Annotated in this window: 19 protein-coding genes, 1 pseudogene and 1 riboswitch; of the genes and pseudogenes, 13 read left to right on the forward strand and 7 right to left on the reverse strand. The window is 62.4% G+C overall.

Features of this window, described 5'->3' with window-relative positions; all coding sequences use genetic code 11:
• Positions 1 to 82: 82 nt before the first annotated feature.
• Positions 83 to 493: a tellurite resistance TerB family protein gene (locus EOB36_RS21375; RefSeq protein WP_126103707.1), complete on the forward strand. Its 411-nt coding sequence runs from the start codon at positions 83 to 85 to the stop codon at positions 491 to 493.
• Between the two features lie 85 nt (positions 494 to 578).
• Here the strand turns inward: EOB36_RS21375 and EOB36_RS21380 are convergent, their stop codons facing one another.
• Positions 579 to 1,397, reverse strand: a complete 819-nt coding sequence (locus EOB36_RS21380) for a transporter substrate-binding domain-containing protein (protein ID WP_127203601.1) — start codon at positions 1,395 to 1,397, stop codon at positions 579 to 581.
• Positions 1,398 to 1,683: 286 nt separating this feature from the next.
• Here EOB36_RS21380 and EOB36_RS21385 point away from each other — a divergent pair, with 286 nt between their 5' ends.
• From EOB36_RS21385 to EOB36_RS21395, 3 genes are all read left to right on the forward strand, one after another.
• On the forward strand, positions 1,684 to 2,415 hold the full coding sequence (locus EOB36_RS21385; RefSeq protein WP_095487979.1) for a LuxR family transcriptional regulator: 732 nt from the start codon (positions 1,684 to 1,686) through the stop codon (positions 2,413 to 2,415).
• A gap of 97 nt (positions 2,416 to 2,512) precedes the next feature.
• On the forward strand, positions 2,513 to 3,151 hold the full coding sequence (locus tag EOB36_RS21390) for an acyl-homoserine-lactone synthase (RefSeq protein WP_077377404.1): 639 nt from the start codon (positions 2,513 to 2,515) through the stop codon (positions 3,149 to 3,151).
• Positions 3,152 to 3,165: 14 nt separating this feature from the next.
• Complete coding sequence (locus tag EOB36_RS21395; protein WP_126103706.1) at positions 3,166 to 3,912, forward strand: enoyl-CoA hydratase-related protein; 747 nt, start codon at positions 3,166 to 3,168, stop codon at positions 3,910 to 3,912.
• Positions 3,913 to 3,980: 68 nt separating this feature from the next.
• Here the strand turns inward: EOB36_RS21395 and ppk2 are convergent, their stop codons facing one another.
• Positions 3,981 to 4,889: a polyphosphate kinase 2 gene (gene ppk2, locus EOB36_RS21400; protein ID WP_127203567.1), complete on the reverse strand. Its 909-nt coding sequence runs from the start codon at positions 4,887 to 4,889 to the stop codon at positions 3,981 to 3,983.
• Positions 4,890 to 5,052: 163 nt separating this feature from the next.
• Between ppk2 and EOB36_RS21405 the strand changes: the two genes are divergently transcribed.
• The 3 genes from EOB36_RS21405 to EOB36_RS21415 all read left to right on the forward strand — a co-directional run bounded on the left by EOB36_RS21405 (position 5,053) and on the right by EOB36_RS21415 (position 8,280).
• Complete coding sequence (locus EOB36_RS21405) at positions 5,053 to 6,315, forward strand: ATP-binding protein (RefSeq protein WP_127203568.1); 1,263 nt, start codon at positions 5,053 to 5,055, stop codon at positions 6,313 to 6,315.
• Positions 6,316 to 6,413: 98 nt separating this feature from the next.
• A complete protein-coding gene (gene phoU, locus EOB36_RS21410) occupies positions 6,414 to 7,139 on the forward strand; it encodes a phosphate signaling complex protein PhoU (RefSeq protein ID WP_095487987.1) in 726 nt (241 codons plus the stop codon).
• A 133-nt stretch (positions 7,140 to 7,272) separates the two neighbouring features.
• Positions 7,273 to 8,280 carry a magnesium and cobalt transport protein CorA gene (locus EOB36_RS21415; RefSeq protein WP_095487989.1) on the forward strand — a complete coding sequence of 336 codons (1,008 nt, stop codon included), beginning with the start codon at positions 7,273 to 7,275 and terminating at the stop codon, positions 8,278 to 8,280.
• A gap of 105 nt (positions 8,281 to 8,385) precedes the next feature.
• Here EOB36_RS21415 and EOB36_RS21420 read toward each other — a convergent pair whose 3' ends face one another.
• Positions 8,386 to 8,904: a GcrA family cell cycle regulator gene (locus tag EOB36_RS21420; RefSeq protein ID WP_095487991.1), complete on the reverse strand. Its 519-nt coding sequence runs from the start codon at positions 8,902 to 8,904 to the stop codon at positions 8,386 to 8,388.
• Between the two features lie 355 nt (positions 8,905 to 9,259).
• Between EOB36_RS21420 and EOB36_RS21425 the strand changes: the two genes are divergently transcribed.
• From EOB36_RS21425 to EOB36_RS21435, 3 genes are all read left to right on the forward strand, one after another.
• Positions 9,260 to 10,459, forward strand: a complete 1,200-nt coding sequence (locus EOB36_RS21425) for an aspartate aminotransferase family protein (protein WP_095488084.1) — start codon at positions 9,260 to 9,262, stop codon at positions 10,457 to 10,459.
• 17 nt (positions 10,460 to 10,476) lie between these two features.
• On the forward strand, positions 10,477 to 11,388 hold the full coding sequence (argF, locus tag EOB36_RS21430) for an ornithine carbamoyltransferase (protein ID WP_095487993.1): 912 nt from the start codon (positions 10,477 to 10,479) through the stop codon (positions 11,386 to 11,388).
• Positions 11,389 to 11,511: 123 nt separating this feature from the next.
• Positions 11,512 to 12,546 carry an Hsp33 family molecular chaperone gene (locus tag EOB36_RS21435; RefSeq protein ID WP_128285628.1) on the forward strand — a complete coding sequence of 345 codons (1,035 nt, stop codon included), beginning with the start codon at positions 11,512 to 11,514 and terminating at the stop codon, positions 12,544 to 12,546.
• Between the two features lie 155 nt (positions 12,547 to 12,701).
• Here EOB36_RS21435 and apaG read toward each other — a convergent pair whose 3' ends face one another.
• A complete protein-coding gene (gene apaG, locus EOB36_RS21440; protein ID WP_095487997.1) occupies positions 12,702 to 13,094 on the reverse strand; it encodes a Co2+/Mg2+ efflux protein ApaG in 393 nt (130 codons plus the stop codon).
• 225 nt (positions 13,095 to 13,319) lie between these two features.
• On the opposite strand from apaG, the gene EOB36_RS21445 reads away from it, so the two are divergent.
• A complete protein-coding gene (locus tag EOB36_RS21445; RefSeq protein WP_095487999.1) occupies positions 13,320 to 14,474 on the forward strand; it encodes a ceramide glucosyltransferase in 1,155 nt (384 codons plus the stop codon).
• Between the two features lie 48 nt (positions 14,475 to 14,522).
• On the opposite strand, the gene EOB36_RS21450 is transcribed toward EOB36_RS21445, so the two are convergent.
• Positions 14,523 to 15,713, reverse strand: coding sequence for an O-succinylhomoserine sulfhydrylase (locus tag EOB36_RS21450; RefSeq protein WP_128242852.1), 1,191 nt, complete (start codon positions 15,711 to 15,713; stop codon positions 14,523 to 14,525).
• Between the two features lie 57 nt (positions 15,714 to 15,770).
• A riboswitch (SAM riboswitch) is annotated at positions 15,771 to 15,848 on the reverse strand.
• 124 nt (positions 15,849 to 15,972) lie between these two features.
• On the opposite strand from EOB36_RS21450, the gene EOB36_RS21455 reads away from it, so the two are divergent.
• A complete protein-coding gene (locus EOB36_RS21455; RefSeq protein WP_128285629.1) occupies positions 15,973 to 17,067 on the forward strand; it encodes a 2'-deoxycytidine 5'-triphosphate deaminase in 1,095 nt (364 codons plus the stop codon).
• Positions 17,068 to 17,164: 97 nt separating this feature from the next.
• A complete protein-coding gene (locus tag EOB36_RS21460; RefSeq protein ID WP_095488005.1) occupies positions 17,165 to 17,938 on the forward strand; it encodes an ABC transporter substrate-binding protein in 774 nt (257 codons plus the stop codon).
• A gap of 170 nt (positions 17,939 to 18,108) precedes the next feature.
• Here the strand turns inward: EOB36_RS21460 and araD1 are convergent, their stop codons facing one another.
• Entirely contained in the window at positions 18,109 to 19,101 is a 993-nt protein-coding gene (gene araD1 / locus EOB36_RS21465; protein WP_095488007.1) for an AraD1 family protein, read from the reverse strand.
• Between the two features lie 209 nt (positions 19,102 to 19,310).
• Positions 19,311 to 20,050 (reverse strand): annotated as a pseudogene (locus tag EOB36_RS21470) (sugar ABC transporter permease); the annotation flags it as partial.

Consider the following 20,050-nt stretch of genomic DNA (forward strand, 5'->3'; position numbering starts at 1 on the left):
GGGCGTCAACGATCGCGGCTCTTTTTCCTTGCGGCGTTGGTGCCTCGTTCCTAACTTCGGAGCCCGTTCGAGGAGTTTTCAAATGTCGTTGCCGCCGCATGAAGCCCTGATCTATCTGATGGTTATCACCTCCGCGTCCGATCGCGACATGACCGATGTCGAATTGGCGCGGATTGGCGACGTCGTCCGCTCGTGGCCGGTGTTCGAGGATTTCGACCACGACCGAGTCGTTGGCGTCGCCCAGGATTGCCAGAAGATGCTGCATGAAAAGGACGGGCTGGAAGGCGTCCTCGCGCGCGTCGCCGAGTCGCTGCCTGAGCGGCTCCACGATACCGCCTATGCCGCCGCTTTCGAGGTCGCGGCCGTCGATCTCGAAATGCGGATGGAAGAGGTGCGGGTGCTGCAGCTCATCCGCCGCCAGCTCGATCTCGATACGCTGACCGTCGCCGCGATCGCCCGTGCCGCCAAGGCCCGCCTTCGCACGCTAACCTGATCCAGGCACTGAAGGGTCAAAAGATGCTGATCGGACCGGATCAGAAAAAGCCGGGCCGGATCAGAAAAAAACTGACCGGGCCGGATCAAAAAAAACTGACCGGGAAATAGCGCAGATAGAATTCGGCGAAGATGCCCTTCACCGAAATCTCCTGCAGCGCGTAGTCGAACGCTGCGGCGAGCGCCGGATCGTTGGCCCTGGTGGCGATGGCCATGCCCGAGCCCAGATATTCGGGTGCCAGATAGGGGCCGCCAGCAAAGCGGCAGCAGGCTGCTGCATCCGAACCGCCCAACCAGAAGGCGAAGCGCATGCCGTCGCCGAAGGCGGCGTCGACCTTGCCGGCCTTGAGGCCATCATAGAGTTCTTCCGGCCGGTCGAAGGGAACGACCTGAACGGTGCCGAAATAATCGCGCAACATCCGCTCATGCGCGGAACTGGCGACCACGCCGACGCGCTTGTCGCGCAGTCTGTCGAAGATCGGTTCCGTCAGCGCCTTTGTCTTCTGCATGATGAAGCGCGCCGGAAACTGCAGGTAGGAACGTGAGAAGGCATATTTCGACCGCGACTCCGGCGTGGCGGCGATGCCGGCAATGATCGCTTCGCCTTCGCCCTTCTGCAGCGCCCCTTCGAGCTCGGCCCAGGGCAGCGCCTGGATTTGGCATTTTTCCGCGATGCCGAGTTCGGCGCAGATGGCGCGCGCCAGATCGACGTGGAAGCCGGACAACCGGCCTGCTCCGTCGAGGAAATTGAAGGGCGGGAAATCGGTGGTGGTCAGGAATCTCAGACGCGGCAGTGCGGAAAGGTCCGGCTTTGGCAGCCGCTCCTTGGCATCCCACAGCACAGGCACTTGCGGCTCCGCGGCACGCGCATTCGTGAGCAACTGTGCCCCCGTCATTACCAGCATCAGGACGATGGATATCCACCGAATTGCCACGACCGGAGCTCCGCCCTGTTCTGTCCAGCTTGGCTTTTCGTACGAAAATGGTGCAGGCACAACGGTTTTTGATTTCATCACGCCGATTTAGGGATATGGTTTAGCGAGTTTGCAAACGTGTGCGGCGTCGGCTGGAGGGGAGCAAGGCGCTGCAAGCAGAGGAGAGCAGGTTTGTAATCCGGGGTCGATGGCAAAGTGCAGATCAGGCACTGGACGTTGATCTCAACGCGGAAGGCAACATGGGGTAGATGTTGCGATGGGCCACTTCGATCGCACACTGGAATTCATAGATCAGTTGCAGCACGCCGACACAGCGGCGGCGGTCTGCCAAAAACTGCTTGGCATAACCTCGGAGTTCGGCCTGACGGCGCTTATGGCCGGGACGGTTCCGCAGCCAGGCACCCCGCGAGGCCAGCAAAAGGACCATGTGCTGCTCTGTGATTGGCCGGGAGAATGGCTGGAGCGCTATGTGGCGCGCAACTATGTCGACCATGACCCCGTCGTCAGCCACATGAAGCAGCTGCAGGCGCCGTTCCAGTGGCGGGAAGCGTCTCAGGGCATTCGCATCGACAAGAGCAGTGGCGAGGTGATGGGCGACGCCAGCGAATTCAAACTGCGCGACGGCATGGCCTTCCCGCTGGTCACGCTCGACGGTCAGATCGTTATGGTGTCGCTCGGCGGCGAGGCCGTGGAACTGTCGGGAGCCGAGTTCGGGCAGGTATCGCTGGCAGCGACCTATGCGATCGGCCGCGCCATGCAACTCCACACGATGGCGGCCAAGACCATCGACCACGTCGAACTGACGCCGCGTGAGCGCGAATGCATGCAATGGGCCGCCGTCGGCAAGTCCGAATGGGAGATTTCACAGATTCTCGGCATTTCGGAACACACGTCAGAGAAACACCTTCTTAACGCCAAAAGCAAACTCGGTGCCGTCAACCGGGTGCAGGCGGTCGCGGAAGCGATAAGGCGCGGCTATATTAGCTAGCTCGGCCGTGCCGGCCTAGAAATTCTTGCCTACGTGATCGCGTAATTTTCTCGGGACAGCCCGGCCGTATCTTCCTATTGAACCTAGGAGACGGCAGATGCTTTTTTCCCTTACCACACAGGAACTTATGGAACGTCCCGACCTTTGGGAGGCCGTTCATCGCTTGCGCTACAAGATTTTCGTCGAGGAAATGGGGTGGACCGATCTGCAGCGCCCCGATGGGCTTGAGATCGATCAGTTCGACCACGACGAGGCGGTGCATCAGCTCGTCATCCGCAACGGCGAGCTTGCCGGTTATCAGCGGATGTTGCCGACAACGCGGGCGCATCTTCTGACCGAGGTGCTGGCGGACCTCTATGAAGGGACGCCACCGTCCGGGCCGAACGTTTGGGAGCTGACCCGCTATGCGGTGGCGCCGGGCTTTCGTGACGGCAAGCGCGGCGTATCGACGGTCGGCACCGAGCTCATTGCCGGCTTCGTCGAGTGGGGGCTGAAGCGGAACGTCAATCAGGTGATCATCGAGTTCGAGCCGATGTGGGTCCTGCGGGCGCTGCAATTGCACTTCCTGGCGAAGCCGCTTGGCTACCAGCGCACCTATGGCAACCAGCAGGTCGTCGCCACGCTGCTCACCTTCAACGAGCATACGCTTGAGGTGGTGCGTTCGCGTCGTAGCCATTTCGCGCCGGTGCTGGCCAGGGGATATCCCGACAGGCTCGGAATGAGGCAGGCCTCGTGAGATTGGAGACAACCATGAACGTCCACACGCAAACGGAGTTCCGCAACCATACGCTGATCGTCACGGTGTCGTCGGATGACGGCCGGCCGGTGCTGGACAGGCGAGCCTATGAAAGCCTGGCCAAGACCTTCCATGAAGCCGCCGTCGACGATGATGTGCGCGTCGTAGTGCTGCGCGGCCTCGCCGGCTGCTTCTGCCTCGGCGGCGACTTTTCCGAGTTCCTCGACGCCACCAAGCATCAACGATTGATCGCCGCCGTCACCGACATGTTCCGCACGCTGGCGACGTTTCCAAAACCGGTCCTTGCCTGTGTCGATGGCGGCGCCGTCGGCGTCGGCTGCACCATCCTGTTCCATTGCGACATGGTGATCGCATCTGATGAAAGCACGTTCCGGGTGCCGTTCGTCGATTTCGGCCTCGTGCCGGACGCGGCGACCAGCATCCTGGCGCCGCAGAAACTCGGTTATGCCGGCGCTTTCCGCTTCTTCTGCCTGGGCGACACGCTCAGTGCCGAGGACGCCAGGATGCTTGGCCTGGTCACGGAGATCGTGGCGGGCGATGTCGAGGAAGCCGCACTTGGCAGAGCCAGGCAACTCGCCAAAAAGCCGGTCGCCGCGCTGCTGCAGACGCGCGACCTGCTCAAGGGCGACACAGGCGCGCTCTGCGATCGCATCGACCAGGAGATTTCGCTGTTTCAGCAGGCTTTGCAGGACGATGCTACGCTGAAGCGACTGCAGCGGATTGCCCGGCTGGCGGCATGAGAAGTCACTCGGGAGAATGACAAGAATGTCCGGAATCGTGCCGCGCGTCTTTGGCGCGCGGCAGTGCTTCAGGCCCCTGTTCCCAGGAACGAAGGCCCTTCCCCGATGATTTTCTTGTCTTCCTTGCCGATGGTGTCGAGGTCGCGGCCCTCATAGGGAAGCGACAACAGGATACGCCGGATGACGGCAAGTCGCGCGCGCCGCTTGTCGTTGGCCCGCACGATGATCCAGGGCGCGAATTCCTCGTGCGTGCGTGCGAACATGAGATCGCGCGCCTTGGTGTAGTCGTCCCATTTGGTGATGCCGGCAATGTCGATCGGCGAGAATTTCCAGCTCTTCAAAGGACTCCAGCGGCGATCGTGAAACCGCTCAAGCTGTGTCTCCCGACCGATGTTCAGCCAGAATTTGAAAAAATGGATGCCCTCGTTGCAGATCATCCGTTCAAAATACGGCGTCTCGTCCAGGAATTTCTCATGCTGCTCCGGCGTGCAGAAGCCCATGACCGGCTCGACGCCGGCGCGATTGTACCAGGAGCGGTCGAAAGTGACGAACTCGCCGGACGTCGGAAAGTGCGCGACATAGCGCTGGAAATACCACTGTCCGAGCTCGGTCGGGGTCGGCTTGGTCAGCGCCACATTGCGTGCGGTTCGAGGATTCAGGTACTGGCGCAGCGCAAAGATCGTGCCGCCCTTGCCGGCGGCATCGCGTCCTTCGAACAGCGACATCACCCGCTTGCCGGTCGATTGCAGCCATGCCTGCGCCTTGACCAGCTCGATCTGCAGCCGCTCGAGCGTCTCGTCGTACTCGTCGCTTTTCATTTTCTTGTCGTAGGGGTAGCCGCCGGCGGTCAGCTTATTGTCCTCGACCCAATTGGGAAGCTTGGGATCCTCGATGTCAAACTCGAGCTCCTTGCCGTCGATCCGTATCTTCAGCGGGCCTGCAACGGGCGCGGTGGCATCTTCCTTGGAGTTTTTCATCGAGACGAACCTTTCCAGCTTCCGGACTCATGCTATTGGGAGCCTAACTGCATCGGCCCGAAAATCGGAATCGATTTTCGGAAAGAACGAGGCAGCAGATTAAAAGTGGCAGAGCGTCCTTTGTGCATCCAATTGGACGCACGGCGCGCGTGAATGGGTGACAATGGCTGACATCGGCACAGAACAGCGAAGCAAGGCGCAAGCCGTCGCCAGTCGGTTGTGGAACAGCCGCTGGCTGCTGGCGGCCGGCATCGTCGCGGTCCTGACGGTCTATGTTTTCGCGGCCGGCTATGTGGTGCTGCTGGCATGTGCGGTGCTGCTGTTTGCCGCCGCGATGCTGCCGGCCGGCGTTGCGCGCCAGTCCGCCGGGGATGCCGCGGCGATCGAGGCGAGCGGGCTGCAACACCTGTCGGGGGAATATCTGGCGGCGGCCGTTGCCGATCCGCTGATCATCTTCGATCGCACCGCCACGATCGTCCATGCCAACGCCGCCGCCTTCGCCGCCTTCGGCGGCATCGCACCGGGCATGTCGCTGTCGCTGAAATTCCGTGCGCCCGAGATGCAGGCCTTGCTGGACAGTATTTTGTCTGGGGCCGCCGCTTCGGATGTCGTCGACTATACCGAAAAGCTGCCGGTCGAACGGGCTTATCGGGTGAGTGCGTCTTCAGTCGGCCACGGCACCGACCTCTATGTGCTGGTTTTCAAGGACCAGAGCGAGGCGCGCCGGATCGACCGGATGCGCGCCGACTTCATCGCCAATGCCAGCCACGAACTGCGCACCCCGCTCGCCTCGATCTCCGGCTTCATCGAGACGCTGCGTGGCCCGGCCCGCAACGACCCGGCGGCGCGCGAGCAGTTCCTGCAGATCATGCAGAACCAGACCGGCCGCATGGCGCGCCTGATCGATGACCTGTTGTCGCTGTCGCGGCTGGAGATGAAACCCTATCTAAAGCCGGGAACCGAGGTCGATCTCCGCCAGACGCTCGACAGCGTCATCGATTCGCTCGGGCCGCTTGCCAGGGAAAACGGCGTTGCCATTGAGCGGGATTTCGAGAAAGGACCGCTCGTTGTGCCCGGGGATCGCGACGAACTTTTCCAGGTCTTCGAAAATCTGCTGGAAAACGCCTGCAAATACGGACAATCGGGTGGACGTGTCGTGGTGACGATTGCTCACAGCGATGACGGTCCCGAACCGGGCATCGACGTCACCATCCGGGACTTCGGTCCCGGCATTCCCGAGGAGCACATCCCGCGCATCACCGAGCGCTTCTACCGCGTCGATGTCGAAAACAGCCGGACCCAGAAAGGCACCGGCCTTGGCCTCTCGATCGTCAAACATATCCTGACGCGCCACAACGCCAGGCTCTCGATCAAGTCCGAGGTCGGCAAGGGCGCAGCCTTCTCGGTTCATTTGCCGGCGCATTAGCGCCGCACTACGTATTAACGGGCTTTTTCTTTTTTCTGTCATCCGGCTAGCGTATCAGCGGGGATTCGAGGAAACGACTCACTCTGGAAGGCATTTCCATGCAGTCCGTGCACATCGTAAGCGCCTATGACGAGGAGCTGAAATATCTGTCAAAGCGCATCGCCGCGATGGGCGGGCATGCCGAACGTATGGTCGAACAGGCGATTGCGGCGCTCGTCAACGCCGACCCCGGCCTTGCCCAGAAGGTCATCCGTGATGATCTCGTTCTGGACGAAGGGCAGCGCGAGATCGACGACAAGGCGATCGTCATCATTGCCAAGCGCCAGCCGATGGCGACGGATTTGCGCGAGATCGTCGGCGCGATCCGCATCTCGGCGGATCTCGAACGGGTAGGCGACCTCGGCAAGAATGTCGCCAAGCGCGTGGTTGCCGTCACAGAAGGACGCCAGCCGACCAGCCTGTTCCGCGGCATCGAGGCCTTGGCCGACCTAGCGTTGACGCAGCTCAAGGAAGTGCTCGACGTCTACGCGTCGCGCTCGGTGGAAAAGATCGTCTTCGTGCGTGATCGCGACGATCAGATCGACGCCGTGTACACCTCGCTGTTTCGCGAATTGCTGACCTACATGATGGAAGATCCGCGCAACATCACGCCTTGCACGCACCTGCTGTTTTGCGCCAAGAACATCGAGCGGATCGGCGACCACGCCACCAATATCGCCGAGACGATTTACTACATCGTCACCGGCGATCAGATGCCGGCCGAGCGGCCGAAGGGCGACAAGACAGACAAGATTGTTCTCCCGGGAGCGCTACCCGCGAAATGAACGGCCAAAGCGAGAAGATCCCGTCTGAACTCATCTCGCTCGGCCTCTCGAACGCTTTATGAAACTGCGCTAAACTATCCGGACGTTAAGCTTCTCAGTCCCTAGTGAAGGCCATCCTTTCAGGAGGCTGCGAATGGAATATGTTCGGGAGTTCATGCCTGCGCCGCCGACGTCCAGCATTATCGCTTCCGGCGTCTACACGGCCGGCCGGCGTATCGCCGACATTCCGATCGAGGAAGCTGGCGAATGGGCAAAGAAGCCAGGCCATGTCGTCTGGATCGGCCTGCTGGAGCCCGACCGCAACCTGTTGCTTCGCGTCCAGGCGCAATTCCATCTGCATGATCTGGCGATCGAGGACGCGGAGCATCCGCATCAGCGGCCCAAGATCGAGCAATATGGCGACGCCTTGTTCATCGTCGCCCGCACGGCTCAATTGATCGACGGTCGTGTCACCTTCGGCGAAACCCATCTGTTCGTCGGTGCCGGCTACATCGTCAGCGTCAGGCACGGTCCATCAACCTCTTATGCCGCCGTTCGTCAGCACTGGGAAAGCTGCCCGCATTCGCTGGCCAAGGGCGAGGATTTCGTCCTCTATGCCATTCTCGATTTCATCGTCGATAACTACATGCCGGTGCTCGAGCAGATCGAGGATGAGGTCGAGGCGATCGAGGACAAGGTTCTGCTGAAACCTATGGCCGGCTCCGACATAGAACGGCTTTACATGCTGCGCCGCGACCTGTTGCGCCTGCGCAATGCGGCACTGCCGCTGGTGGAAGTCTGCCGCCGGCTGACCAGCGCCGACCTGCCGCAGATCCATGCGGCCATGCACCCGCTGTTCCGCGACGTCACGGACCACATCCGCACCGTCCAGGAGAAGATCGACAGCTTGCGGGAGGTTCTCGCCTTTGCCTTCGAGGCGAGCCTTCTGGTTGGTCAGAGCCAGGAAACGGCGATCACCAAGAAGCTTGCCTCATGGGCTGCCATCCTGGCGGTGCCGACGGCGCTCGCCGGCATCTACGGCATGAATTTCAACGACATGCCGGAACTGAGGATGGAATATGGCTATCCGATCGTGCTGGGAGCGATTGTTTTGGTCTGCTCGGTTCTCTACTGGCGCTTCCGCAAGAGCGGCTGGCTGTGAAAGAGAGCGAATAGGAAATAGCGAGTAGCGAATAGGTGAAAATGAAGCTGCTTCCTCGCGGAGGCTCAATCCGTCTCTATTCGCTATTCGCTATTCGCTATTCGCTCAGCGACTGCGGCGCCGCTCCGAGGCCGGCTGGAACGCTATGCGGGAGTGATACTTGCAATAGGGTCCGGTTTCGGCCGCGTCGTTGCCGCAGAAATGGAATTCTTCCGAAAGCGGATCGCCATTCGGCCATTTGCATGTCCGCTCGGTCAACTCGACGAGTTGCAGATGCCGCGAGATCGGCACAACGACGTTCTCGACCGGACGGACGTAATGACGCGTCATCGGTACGGCGTCGAATTGCGCCTGCAGCGCGGTCGCGCCGATCGACGTGGTGATATGCCGCGCTGTGCTTGCCGCCCGCGACACCGATTTCTGGACGGTTGATCCCTGCACGCTCTTCTTCTGGCGTGCCGGCGTGGCGGTCGAGCGTCCGCGGCCCGACAGTTTCAGCCGATGCACCTTGCCGATGACAGCATTGCGGCTGACACCCCCGAGCTGTGCGGCGATCTGGCTGGCGCTCAGTCCCTCCGACCACAATTTTCTAAGAAGTTCGACCCGCTCGTCAGTCCAATTCATGAGACCGCGCTCCTGCTGAAATGTGCGGCGATCGGAATCCTTCCACGATCCGGCTTTCGCCGGGCAGACACCACATATATCGGGTGATTAGGTCCGCCGCACGAAATCTAGTTATTTCTCGACTACAATTACCTTATGCGCTGACTCGGTGACAAGAGTCCGAGGGCCAACACGAATCGGTTTTTTCGGTTTTCCCCAACTTGCCCGGTCGCTTATGAGCCGGCGCCTCGCTGGAGGGCTTGCCGCGCGTCATTGCGCGACGTTTTCGTTGACTTCATGGCCGAAAAACACGATAAGCCGCAAAGGCCGCCGCTTTGGCGGCTTTTTTGATTTTCCGGTACCGGAGACGCATATAATGAGCGGTTCGGCGCTTTTCGAGACCTTTACCCGCGCACCCCTGGCCTTCGACCATGGGGAAGGCACCTGGCTGGTCACCGACAAGGGCGAGCGATATCTCGATTTTGGCGGCGGCGTCGCCGTGAATTCGCTTGGCCACAGCCATCCGCGTCTGGTCTCGGCACTCACCGAGCAGGCGGCCAAGGTCTGGCATGTCTCCAACCTTTACGAGATTCCGGGGCAGAGCCGTCTGGGCGAGCGGTTGGCCGACGCCACCTTCGCCGACAAGGTGTTCTTCACCAATTCCGGCGCCGAGGCGCTGGAATGCGCCATCAAGACGGCGCGGCGCTACCACTTCGTCAAGGGCCATCCCGAGCGCTTTCGCATCATCACCTTCGAAGGCGCCTTTCATGGCCGCACGCTGGCGACCATCGCCGCCGGCGGCCAGTATAAATACCTGGAAGGCTTCGGGCCCAAGGTCGAAGGCTTCGATCAGGTCGGCTTCGACGACATCGACGCCGCCGAAAAGGCGATCACTTCAGAGACCGCCGCAATACTGATCGAGCCAGTGCAGGGCGAGGGTGGCATCCGCCCGGTGCCGACGCAGTCGCTGAAGCGGTTGAGGCAGCTCTGCGAACAACATGGCCTGCTCCTGATCTTCGACGAGGTCCAGTGCGGCATCGGCCGCACCGGAAAACTGTTCGCGCATGAATGGGCTGGCGTCACCCCAGACATCATGGCGGTCGCCAAGGGCATCGGCGGCGGCTTCCCGATGGGCGCCTGCCTCGCCACCGACGAGGCGGCCGTCGGCATGACCGCTGGCGTGCACGGCACCACTTTCGGCGGCAACCCGCTGGCGATGGCGGTCGGCAACGCCGTGCTCGACGTGGTGCTGGAAGACGGCTTCCTGGAGGATGTCCAGCGCAAGGCGTTGCTGCTGAAGCAGGGGCTGGCGAGTGTCGCCGACGAATTTCCTGATATCATCGAAGACATCAGAGGCACCGGCCTGATGCTCGGCTTGAAATGCGCCGCACCCAACACCAAGGTGAACATGGCGTTGCGCGACCAGCATCTGCTGGCGGTTCCGGCCGGCGACAACGTCCTTCGCCTGCTGCCGCCGCTCACCGTCACCGATGCCGAGATCCACGAGGCGCTCGACCGCATCCGCGCCGGCGCCCGGGGCCTGGCCGACGCCATCGCCGCGGCTGCCGCGAAGTAACAGTCGAAAGACCCCAAATGAGCCTTCGCCATTTCACCGATCTTTCCGCCGTTTCTGAGGGCGATCTGCGCTTCATGCTGGACGATGCCGTCGTGCGAAAGGCAAGGCTCAAGGCCGGCGAGCGGACGAAACCGCTCGAAGGCAAGGTGCTGGCGATGATCTTCGACAAGCCGTCGACGCGCACGCGCGTGTCCTTCGACGTCGGCATGCGCCAGCTCGGCGGCGAGACCATCATGCTGACCGGCACCGAGATGCAGCTCGGCCGCTCCGAAACCATCGCCGACACGGCCAAGGTGCTGTCGCGCTATGTCGATGCGATCATGATCCGCACCACATCGCATGACCGGCTGCTGGAGCTGACCGAGAACGCCACCGTTCCCGTCATCAACGGGCTGACCGACGATACCCATCCCTGCCAGCTGATGGCCGACATCATGACCTTCGAGGAACATCGCGGTCCGGTCGCCGGCAAGACCATCGCGTGGACCGGAGACGGCAACAACGTGCTGCATTCGCTTCTGGAAGCCTCGGCGCGGTTCCGCTTCAACCTCAACGTTGCCGTGCCGGAAGGCAGCGAGCCGGCGCAGAAGCATGTCGACTGGTCGACGGCGCATGGCGGCAAGTTGAATTTCACCCGCTCGCCCGAGGAGGCGGTCCACGAGGCCGACTGCGTTGTCACCGACTGCTGGGTGTCGATGGGCCAGGAGCACCGTGCCCGCGGCCACAATGTCTTCTCACCCTATCAGGTCAACGCGGCGCTGATGGCGAAGGCAAAGCCCGACGCATTGTTCATGCACTGCCTGCCGGCGCATCGCGGCGAGGAGGTCACCGACGAGGTCATCGACGGGCCGCATTCGGTGGTGTTCGACGAGGCCGAGAACCGGCTCCACGCCCAGAAGGCGGTTCTGGCCTGGTGCCTCGGCGCTTGATCCGGGCCACCTTGATCCGGGCCACCTTGATCCGGCCCACCTTGATCCGGCAATGTGTGGTGCCTATCTCAGGCGCATCACGCAAATCGAGCGCGTTTCGACGCATGCGCCCCGGAGGGCGGCATGGCCGCGCCCCGGAGCTTTGTTATGTTGGAAACTCATCAATTGGCTGAACATCAACCCAAACTCGGCGAGTTCGGCTATGCCGGCGACGATCATGTCGTGCCCTTCGAGGTCGGCCTGCTCGACGTGCGTGGCCGCACCGTCCAGCTCGGGCCGATGCTCGACGCGATCCTCAGCCGTCATGACTATCCCGAGCCGGTCGCCCGCCTGCTGGCGGAAGCCTGCGTGCTGACGGTGCTGCTCGGCACCTCGCTCAAATTCGAGGGCAAGTTCATCCTGCAGACCCGCACCGACGGGCCGGTCGACATGCTGGTTGCGGATTTTTCCACGCCGCAGGCTCTGCGCGCCTATGCGCGCTTTGATGCCGACCGGCTGGAAGCGCTGACGTCTGCCGGCGAGACCTCGCAGCAGACGCTGCTCGGCAGCGGTGTCCTGGCCCTGACCATCGACCAGGGCGCCCACACGCAACGCTATCAGGGCATCGTCCAGCTCGACGGCGAGACGCTGGAAGAGGCCGCGCGCACCTATTTCCGTCAGTCGGAGCAGATCCCGACCGATCTCAGGCTCTCGGTGGCCAAGCTGTTGACGCCCGGCGTCGGCGGTGCCCGCGAGCAATGGCGTGCCGGTGGCATTCTGGCGCAATTCCTGCCGCAATCGCCCGAACGCATGCGCGTGCCCGACCTTCCGGGCGGCGACGGCGATCCGCGTGAGGAGATCCACGATCCGGCCGACAATTCCTGGCAGGAACTGCTGGCGTTGCTTGGAACGATCGAGCCGACGGAGATGATCGATCCGACGATCGGCGCCGAGCGCTTGCTTTACCGGCTGTTCCACGAGCACGGCGTCCATGTCTTCGGCGGCGTGCCGGTCGCCGACCAGTGCTCATGCTCCAAGGAGAAGATCCGCGGCATCCTCGAAGGCTTCTCCGCCGACGAGATCAGGGACAGCACCGAGGATGGCGGCATTCACGTCGCCTGCGAATTCTGCTCGAAGCAATATGACTTCGATCCGGCGGAGTTCGGCTCGGCACAGTAAAGTGGATAGCGTTGGCGCTGCCCCTCACCCTCACCCTCTCCCCATAAGGACGGGGAGAGGGGGGCGCTGGAGCTTGTCCCTTCTCCCCGTCCTTTACGGGGAGAAGGTGCCGGCAGGCGGATGAGGGGCGGCGCGAACGGCCGATGCTTTCTCTCTCAGTTCACCGTCCGCCGTGTGCCCGGCAAGTCGAGCGAAAAGGCGGGGATGGCGATATCAAACGTCTCGCCCCGCTTGTTGCGCATCGTGTAGTGGCCGACCATGATGCCGGACGGCGTCGAGAGCGGGCAGCCGGATGTATATTGATAACTGTCGCCGGGGTTGAGTTCGGGCTGGTCGCCGACAACACCGGCGCCGCGCACTTCCTCGACCCGGCCGGTGCCGTCGGTGATGTGCCAGTAGCGTGACAGAAGCTGCACGAATTCATCCGACTGATTGTCGATGGTGACCTGGTAGCCCCAGACATAGCGGTTCTCCGACGGATCGGAGCGATCCTCCAGATAGAACGGCCTGACCTGTACTTCGATGTTGCGCGTAACGGCGCTGTACATAGACTACTCCACAATATGTAGACGGAACTTTCGACGCTCTCCGTGGTTTGGTCAACCGGGTGCTTTCTGGCGTTGTCCGACTCCTTTGAGCGCAGCTGCCGAAGAACAATGTCATTTAAGTGACACATGACAATGATGGTGTGCAGGGCCGGGCGACTCAGCATTCTGTCGAACTGTTGAAAACGGCTTCCATGCGGCCGGTTTTTCTGGAGTGACCAGATATCGATGGAACTGACAGTCACAGCCGCCTTGCTTTCCACAGCTCTGCTCCTTGTCAATCTCGCCAGCATCCTGCTCGCTTCGTTGAAGCTGAAGCGGCCTGGCAGGATCGCGCCGCCAGCCGGCAAGGCGCCTGCGGTGTCGATCGTCGTGCCGTCGCGCGGCGTCGAGCCGTTTGCCGAGGAAACGCTCGAGCGCGTCTTCTCGCTCGACTGGCCGCGCTATGAGCTCATCTTCTGCGTCGCCCATGCCGACGACCCGGTGGTCAGGCCGATCACCGATGCGATCGCCCGCTTTCCGGCCGTGCCGGCCCGGCTGCTCGTCGGCGACGACCGCATCAGCGGCAATCCGAAACTCAACAATTGTGTGAAGGGCTGGGAGGCCGCGCGCCACCGCTGGGTCATCCTTGCCGATTCCAACGTCCTGATGCCGAGGGACTATGTCCAGCATCTGATGGCGACGTGGCGGCCCGACACCGGCCTTGTCTGCTCGACGCCGATCGGCTCGCGGCCGGACGGGTTCTGGGCGGAGGTCGAATGCGCATTCCTCAACACCCTACAGGCGCGCTGGCAATATGCCGGCGAGGTGATCGGCCTCGGTTTTGCCCAGGGCAAGAGCATGTTGTGGGACAAGCCCATGCTCGACGCCAATGGCGGCATCCGTGCGCTTGCCGCCGAGATCGCCGAGGACGCCGCCGCGACCAAGCTGGTCAACGGGCTCGGACTGCGCGTCAATCTCGTCGCCTCGCCCTTTGAGCAGCCGCTCGGTTTGCGCACTCTCGGCGAAATCTGGTCGCGCCAGGCCCGCTGGGCACGCCTGCGCCGCGTCACCTTCCCCCTGTTCTTCGCGCCCGAGATACTGATCGGCGCGGCGATGCCGCTGGCGCTTGCGCTGATTGCGGCGGCCAGCGCCGGCTTCAGCCTGTCGGCAACCGCCATCGCCGTGCTGGTAGTCGCGTATTTGCCGGAATGCGCTCTCGCCTCGGCTAAGGGCTGGCACCTGTCGCTGCGCATGATCCCGGCGATGGTTGCGCGGGACGTGATGCTTCCCGCCATTTGGGCGCGAGGCTGGCTCAGCGGTGCCGTCGACTGGCGCGGCAACACGATGACCATCCACACCAGCGCCGCTGCGGAATTGGAAGAGACCCCGTCGGGCGCCTGACAGCGCCTGCTTTTGACGATGCGAGCAAAGCCGCTCCAGTGCGTATCCCTATCTGGCGGCTTTCAATGCCTGCTCGATGTCTTCGAGCAGGTCGTCGGCGTCCTCCAGGCCGACAGACAGCCTGAGCGTGCCTGGCCCGATGCCGAGTTCGGCGCGCGCCTCGTCGCTCAGATTCTTGTGCGTCGTCGTCGCCGGGTGAGTGATCAGGCTCTTGGCGTCGCCGAGATTGTTGGAGATCAGCACGATATCGAGCGCGTTCTGGAAGGCGAAGGCCGCCTGCTTGCCGCCCTTGACGTCGAGGCAGATCAGCGTCGAGCCGCCCGACATCTGCTTTTTGACGATCGCCGCCTGCGGGTGGTCGGCGCGGCCCGGATAAATGACACGGGCAATCTCTGATCGCTCGGCAAGGAAATCTGCGATCCGGCCGGCACTTTCCGTCTGCTGGCGCACGCGCAGCGGCAGCGTCTCCAGGCCCTTCAGCAGCGTCCAGGCGTTGAAGGGCGACAGGCTCGGACCGGTGTGGCGGAAATAGTCGTGCAGGTTCTCATCGATCCACTTCTTGTCCGACAGGATGACGCCGCCGAGGCAGCGGCCCTGGCCGTCGATGTGCTTGGTCGCCGAATAGACGACGATATGGGCGCCGAGCTGCAAGGGCTGCTGCTGCAACGGCGTGGCAAAGACATTGTCGACGATCAGCCGCGCGCCGATCGAATTGGCAAGCGAGGCAACGGCTGCGATGTCGACGACTTCCAGCGTCGGATTGGTTGGGCTTTCAAGAAAGAACAGCTTGGTGTTCGGCCTGACCGCCTTTTCCCAATTGGCGATTTCGGTGCCGTCGACCAGCGTCGCCTCGATGCCGTATTTCGGCGCCAGCGTCTCGACCACCCAGCGGCAGGAGCCAAACAGCGCGCGCGCCGCCACGATATGATCGCCGGCCTTGGCGCTGCACAAAAGTGCTGCGGTGACCGCCGCCATGCCGGATGCTGTGGCGCGTGCATCTTCGGCACCTTCCAGTGCGCACATGCGCTTCTCGAACATGTCGACCGTCGGGTTGGCATAGCGCGAATAGATGAAGCCCGGTTCCTCGCCCTTGAAGCGCGCTTCCGCCGCCTGCGCGGTGTCGTAGACATAGCCCTGGGTGAGGTACATCGCCTCGGAGGTCTCGCCGAAGCCGGAACGCAAGGTCCCGCTATGCACGAGTGCTGTCTGAGGTTTCCAGTTGCGCTTCTTGCTTGTCATCACTTTTGTTCCAGACACAAAAAAACCGGTCGCGAAAGTCGCAACCGGTCCATACGGCCTTGCGGCCCGACGGTCCTTTAGCGACTTGTTTAACGTGGCTGCAAGCCGACCGGCCAAATCACCACGGGATAACGACCCTTTAGACCCGCGCCGCGCTTGCGTCAATTGCCGGCATGATTAAGAGGTTTGTACCAGCAGGTTCCGCGGCAAGAACCTGCGGCAAACGATACGTTGCCCGGCCTTCGAGCGGAGCCAGACTTTGCGGCAGACAGGCATTCTTCCCGATCAGAATATTTCGGCGCTGTTCCAGTCGGGCGCGCTGACGTCGCTACGCGCGCTCGATGCCGACCAGATCCAGCCGGCCAGTCTCGACCTCAGGCTTGGCGACAAGGCCTGGCGGGTGCGCGCCTCCTTCCTGCCCGGCCCGAACCACAGCGTCGCTGAAAAACTCGACCGCCTGAAGCTGCACGAAATCAATCTCGCCGACGGCGCGGTGCTGGAGACGGGCTGCGTCTATATCGTGCCGCTGCTGGAGAGCCTGGCGCTTCCGGCAAACATTTCGGCCTCGGCCAACCCGAAGAGCTCGACCGGACGGCTCGACATCTTCACCCGCGTGATGACCGATCGCGGCCACGAGTTCGACAAGATCGCTGCCGGTTACAACGGCCCGCTCTATCTGGAAGTCAGCCCGCGCACCTTTCCGATCGTCGTCCGCACCGGCTCGCGGCTGTCGCAGATCAGGTTCCGCACCGGCAATGCGCTTTTGTCTGAAAGCGAGCTCAACGACTTGCACCGCGCCGAGACGCTCGTCGCCACCGAGCCACCGAACATTTCCGGCGGCGGCATCGCGCTGTCGATCGATCTCGATGGCGATAAGGATGGCCTGGTCGGTTACCGCGGCAAGCACCACACCGGCCTGGTCGATGTCGACAAGCGCGCCGCACAGGATGTTGTCGACTTCTGGGAGCCGCTCTACAAGAGCGGTGCCGGCGAATTGGTGCTCGATCCGGACGAATTCTATATCCTCGTCAGCCAGGAGGCGGTGCATGTGCCGCCGCTCTACGCCGCCGAGATGACGCCCTTCGATCCGCTGGTCGGCGAATTCCGTGTCCACTATGCCGGTTTCTTCGATCCGGGCTTTGGCCATTCGGCGGCCGGCGGCACCGGCAGCAGGGCGGTGCTCGAAGTGCGCAGCCACGAAGTGCCGTTCATCCTCGACCACGGTCAGATCGTCGGACGGCTGGTCTACGAGCACATGCTGAAGCGGCCGCAGGCGCTCTACGGCACAGATCTCGGCTCGAACTATCAGGCACAGGGCCTGAAACTGTCCAAGCATTTCCGCGCCGCGCGCTGATCGCCCATCACGATCAGACCGCGCTTGCCTGAACCCTGCGCGTCGTGCTTGGCTGTGCCCAGCCGTCAGGGTGGCTCTGAACCAAGGGAACAAAAAAATGCAGATTTCAAGATGGATCGCATCGGCAGCAACAGCCGCCATGCTGGTGATATCAGCCGGGTCCTTTTCGGCGCAAGCACAGGAAAAATTGAAGATCGCCACCGAAGGCGCCTATCCGCCGTTCAACACCATCACCGCGGATGGCAAGCTCGTCGGCTTCGATATCGACATCGCCGAGGCGCTTTGCGCTCAGATGAAGGTCGAATGCGAACTTGTCACGCAGGACTGGGACGGCATGATTCCGGCGCTCCAGGCTAGAAAGTTCGACGCCATCGTCGCGTCCATGAGCATCACCGAAGAGCGCAAGAAGCAGGTCTCCTTCACCAACAAATACTATACGACGCCGCTTTCGCTGGTGGCCTTGAAAGACAGCGATATTGCCTCGACCGAACCCGCCGCACTCGCCGGCAAGACGGTCGGCGCCCAGGCTTCGACCACCCAGGCCGACTATGCCCAGGATGTCTATGGCAAGGCCGGTGCCGAGGCGAAGCTCTATCCGACCCAGGAGGAGGCGGTTACCGACCTGATGAACGGCCGCCTCGATGCCGTCCTTTCAGACAAGTTCGTGCTGATGGACTGGATGAAGAAGTCGAGCGACGGCTGCTGCAAGATGGTCGGCGACGTCAAGGGCACTGAGACGGAAGCGGGCATCGCCGTGCGCCAGGAAGACAATGCGCTGCGCGAAAAGCTCAACGCCGCGATCGATGCAATCGTCGCCGACGGCACCTACAAGAAGATCCAGGCCAAATATTTCGACTTCGATATTTACTGAGGTAGGAACTGCCAATCCCCCCCCTTGAGGGGGAGATGGCCGGCAGGCCAGAGGGGGTCGGTCCGGCCGGGCTCGGCTCTTTATCGCAGACGCAGGGGGCTGGCGCTCTACGCGAGACGACCCCCTCTGTCGCCTTCGGCGACATCTCCCCCTCAAGGGGGGAGATCCCGCTACAGCGCCTTCACCGACACCTTCACCGGCTGCTCGATTTCAAGCGGGTTGCGCAGCGGCAGGCCAAAATCCTTGGCCTCGATCTCGAACACGTCGCCGGCCTCGGTCCTGACGCCGTCGGCGAAGGACAGCGTCGCGGTGCCGAACATGTGCACATGAACGTCGCCCGGCTGGCGGAAAGCCGAATATTTGAAGTGGTGATGTTCGAGATTGGCGATGGTGTGCGACATGTTCGCCTCGCCTGACAGGAACGGCTTTTCCCACAGCAGCTTGCCGTCGCGGACAATGCGTGAGGAACCCCTGATGTCGGACGGCAGGTCGCCGATCAGGATCTCCGGCCCGAACGAGGCGTTGCGCAGCTTGGAATGCGCGAGGAAAAGATAGTTCACACGCTCAGTGACGTGGTCGGAAAACTCGTTTGACAGCGTGAAGCCGACGCGGAACGGGGCACCGTCGTCGCCGATGACATAAATGCCGGCGATTTCCGGCTCCTCGCCGGCATCCTGGGCGAAGGCGGGCGACAGAAGTGCCGCACCGGGCGCCACCGCCATGGTGCCGTTGCCCTTGTAGAACCATTCCGGCTGCACGCCCGTCTGGCCGTTGGTCGGCTTGCCGCCCTCCAACCCCATGCGGAACATCTTCATGGAATCGGTGAGCTGCTCTTCGCCGCCGGTGCTGAGCTTCTTGTGCATGGCATCGCGGGTCGCGGCGGAGCCGAGATGCGTCAGCCCGGTGCCGGTGAGATGAAGATGCGCCGGATCCGGATGGTTGATCGGCGACAACAGCCGTCCCTTCTTGTAGGCGGCATCGAGGTCGACCGCTTCACCGAACCCCTTGCGCTCGATGAGGGCGGCGAGCCCGGTGCCGGTGCGCGCGGCCTCCATCGCCAGCGAATAGACGCTGCGGGCGCCGTTGATGATCCTGGTCTTGCCGCCGTTGCGGGCAACAACGCGGATGGTCTCCGCGTCGTCGAGGATCTGGGAAATCAGCATGATGTGCCCTCTCTATTGTCTTGGCCCGGCCGCCCATCTGGCAAACCCGGACCTGCGCGGCTCGGGACCAATCCGTGCCACGGGTGAAATTCTTCGTCCGGATTGCGCTCGCTGGCCTGGTCTCTCAGGAGACTTCTTCGCACCGGCCTCTTGCCGGCAGCCGCGATGTGACCCGTATGGTTTCCTCGTCCGGCCAGGTTTCTCCCGGCTCAAGCCTTGTTCTTGTTGTAGACGTCGAAGACCACGGCGCCGAGCAGCACCAGGCCTTTCACCACCTGTTGCCAATCGACATTGACGCCCATGATCGACATGCCGTTGTTCATCACGCCCATGATGAAGCCGCCGACCACCGCGCCAATAACCTGGCCGACGCCGCCCATCGCCGAAGCGCCGCCGATGAACACGGCGGCGATCACGTCGAGCTCGCTGCCGAGGCCCGCCGCCGGCACCGCCTGGCCAAGGCGCGCCGCAATGATCAGCCCGCCGAGCGCCGAGAGCACGCCCATATTGATGAACACCATCAGGGTCAGCCGCTCGGTCTTGATACCCGATAGCTGCGCCGCCTTGGCATTGCCGCCCATTGCGTAGATACGACGGCCGACCGTCATGCGTTTGGTGACGAAGACGAACAGCGCGATCAGCACGCCCATCACCACGAGAACGATTGGCAGACCTCTGTAGGTGGCGAATTGGTAGACCAGGAACAGCGTCAGGGCGCTGATCACCAGGGTCTTGACGACAAACAGCGGGAAGGGTTCGGCTTCATAGCCATGCCGCTCTCGGCTGCGCCGCGCCCTGAGCCCGAGATAGGCATAGGCGAGCACAGCGACGAGGCCGATCACGATCGTCGTCATGTGCAGCGTCAGCCCGCTGCCGACGATGGTCTTGCCAGCGGCGTTCACGACCGGCGGGATCCGCGTCAACGAGCCGATCACGGCCGGAATGAAGC

The organism is Mesorhizobium sp. M6A.T.Cr.TU.017.01.1.1, from assembly GCF_004023115.1.
Taxonomy (GTDB): domain Bacteria; phylum Pseudomonadota; class Alphaproteobacteria; order Rhizobiales; family Rhizobiaceae; genus Mesorhizobium; species Mesorhizobium mediterraneum.

Excerpts from the sequence above, each read along its gene's own strand:
- EOB36_RS21375 (WP_126103707.1), top strand. The coding sequence starts at position 83 with ATGTCGTTGCCGCCGCATGAAGCCCTGATCTATCTGATGGTTATCACC.
- EOB36_RS21380 (WP_127203601.1), bottom strand. The coding sequence starts at position 1,397 with ATGCTGGTAATGACGGGGGCACAGTTGCTCACGAATGCGCGTGCCGCG.
- EOB36_RS21385 (WP_095487979.1), top strand. The coding sequence starts at position 1,684 with ATGGGCCACTTCGATCGCACACTGGAATTCATAGATCAGTTGCAGCAC.
- EOB36_RS21390 (WP_077377404.1), top strand. The coding sequence starts at position 2,513 with ATGCTTTTTTCCCTTACCACACAGGAACTTATGGAACGTCCCGACCTT.
- EOB36_RS21395 (WP_126103706.1), top strand. The coding sequence starts at position 3,166 with ATGAACGTCCACACGCAAACGGAGTTCCGCAACCATACGCTGATCGTC.
- ppk2 (WP_127203567.1), bottom strand. The coding sequence starts at position 4,889 with ATGAAAAACTCCAAGGAAGATGCCACCGCGCCCGTTGCAGGCCCGCTG.
- EOB36_RS21405 (WP_127203568.1), top strand. The coding sequence starts at position 5,053 with ATGGCTGACATCGGCACAGAACAGCGAAGCAAGGCGCAAGCCGTCGCC.
- phoU (WP_095487987.1), top strand. The coding sequence starts at position 6,414 with ATGCAGTCCGTGCACATCGTAAGCGCCTATGACGAGGAGCTGAAATAT.
- EOB36_RS21415 (WP_095487989.1), top strand. The coding sequence starts at position 7,273 with ATGGAATATGTTCGGGAGTTCATGCCTGCGCCGCCGACGTCCAGCATT.
- EOB36_RS21420 (WP_095487991.1), bottom strand. The coding sequence starts at position 8,904 with ATGAATTGGACTGACGAGCGGGTCGAACTTCTTAGAAAATTGTGGTCG.
- EOB36_RS21425 (WP_095488084.1), top strand. The coding sequence starts at position 9,260 with ATGAGCGGTTCGGCGCTTTTCGAGACCTTTACCCGCGCACCCCTGGCC.
- argF (WP_095487993.1), top strand. The coding sequence starts at position 10,477 with ATGAGCCTTCGCCATTTCACCGATCTTTCCGCCGTTTCTGAGGGCGAT.
- EOB36_RS21435 (WP_128285628.1), top strand. The coding sequence starts at position 11,512 with ATGGCCGCGCCCCGGAGCTTTGTTATGTTGGAAACTCATCAATTGGCT.
- apaG (WP_095487997.1), bottom strand. The coding sequence starts at position 13,094 with ATGTACAGCGCCGTTACGCGCAACATCGAAGTACAGGTCAGGCCGTTC.
- EOB36_RS21445 (WP_095487999.1), top strand. The coding sequence starts at position 13,320 with ATGGAACTGACAGTCACAGCCGCCTTGCTTTCCACAGCTCTGCTCCTT.
- EOB36_RS21450 (WP_128242852.1), bottom strand. The coding sequence starts at position 15,713 with ATGACAAGCAAGAAGCGCAACTGGAAACCTCAGACAGCACTCGTGCAT.
- EOB36_RS21460 (WP_095488005.1), top strand. The coding sequence starts at position 17,165 with ATGCAGATTTCAAGATGGATCGCATCGGCAGCAACAGCCGCCATGCTG.
- araD1 (WP_095488007.1), bottom strand. The coding sequence starts at position 19,101 with ATGCTGATTTCCCAGATCCTCGACGACGCGGAGACCATCCGCGTTGTT.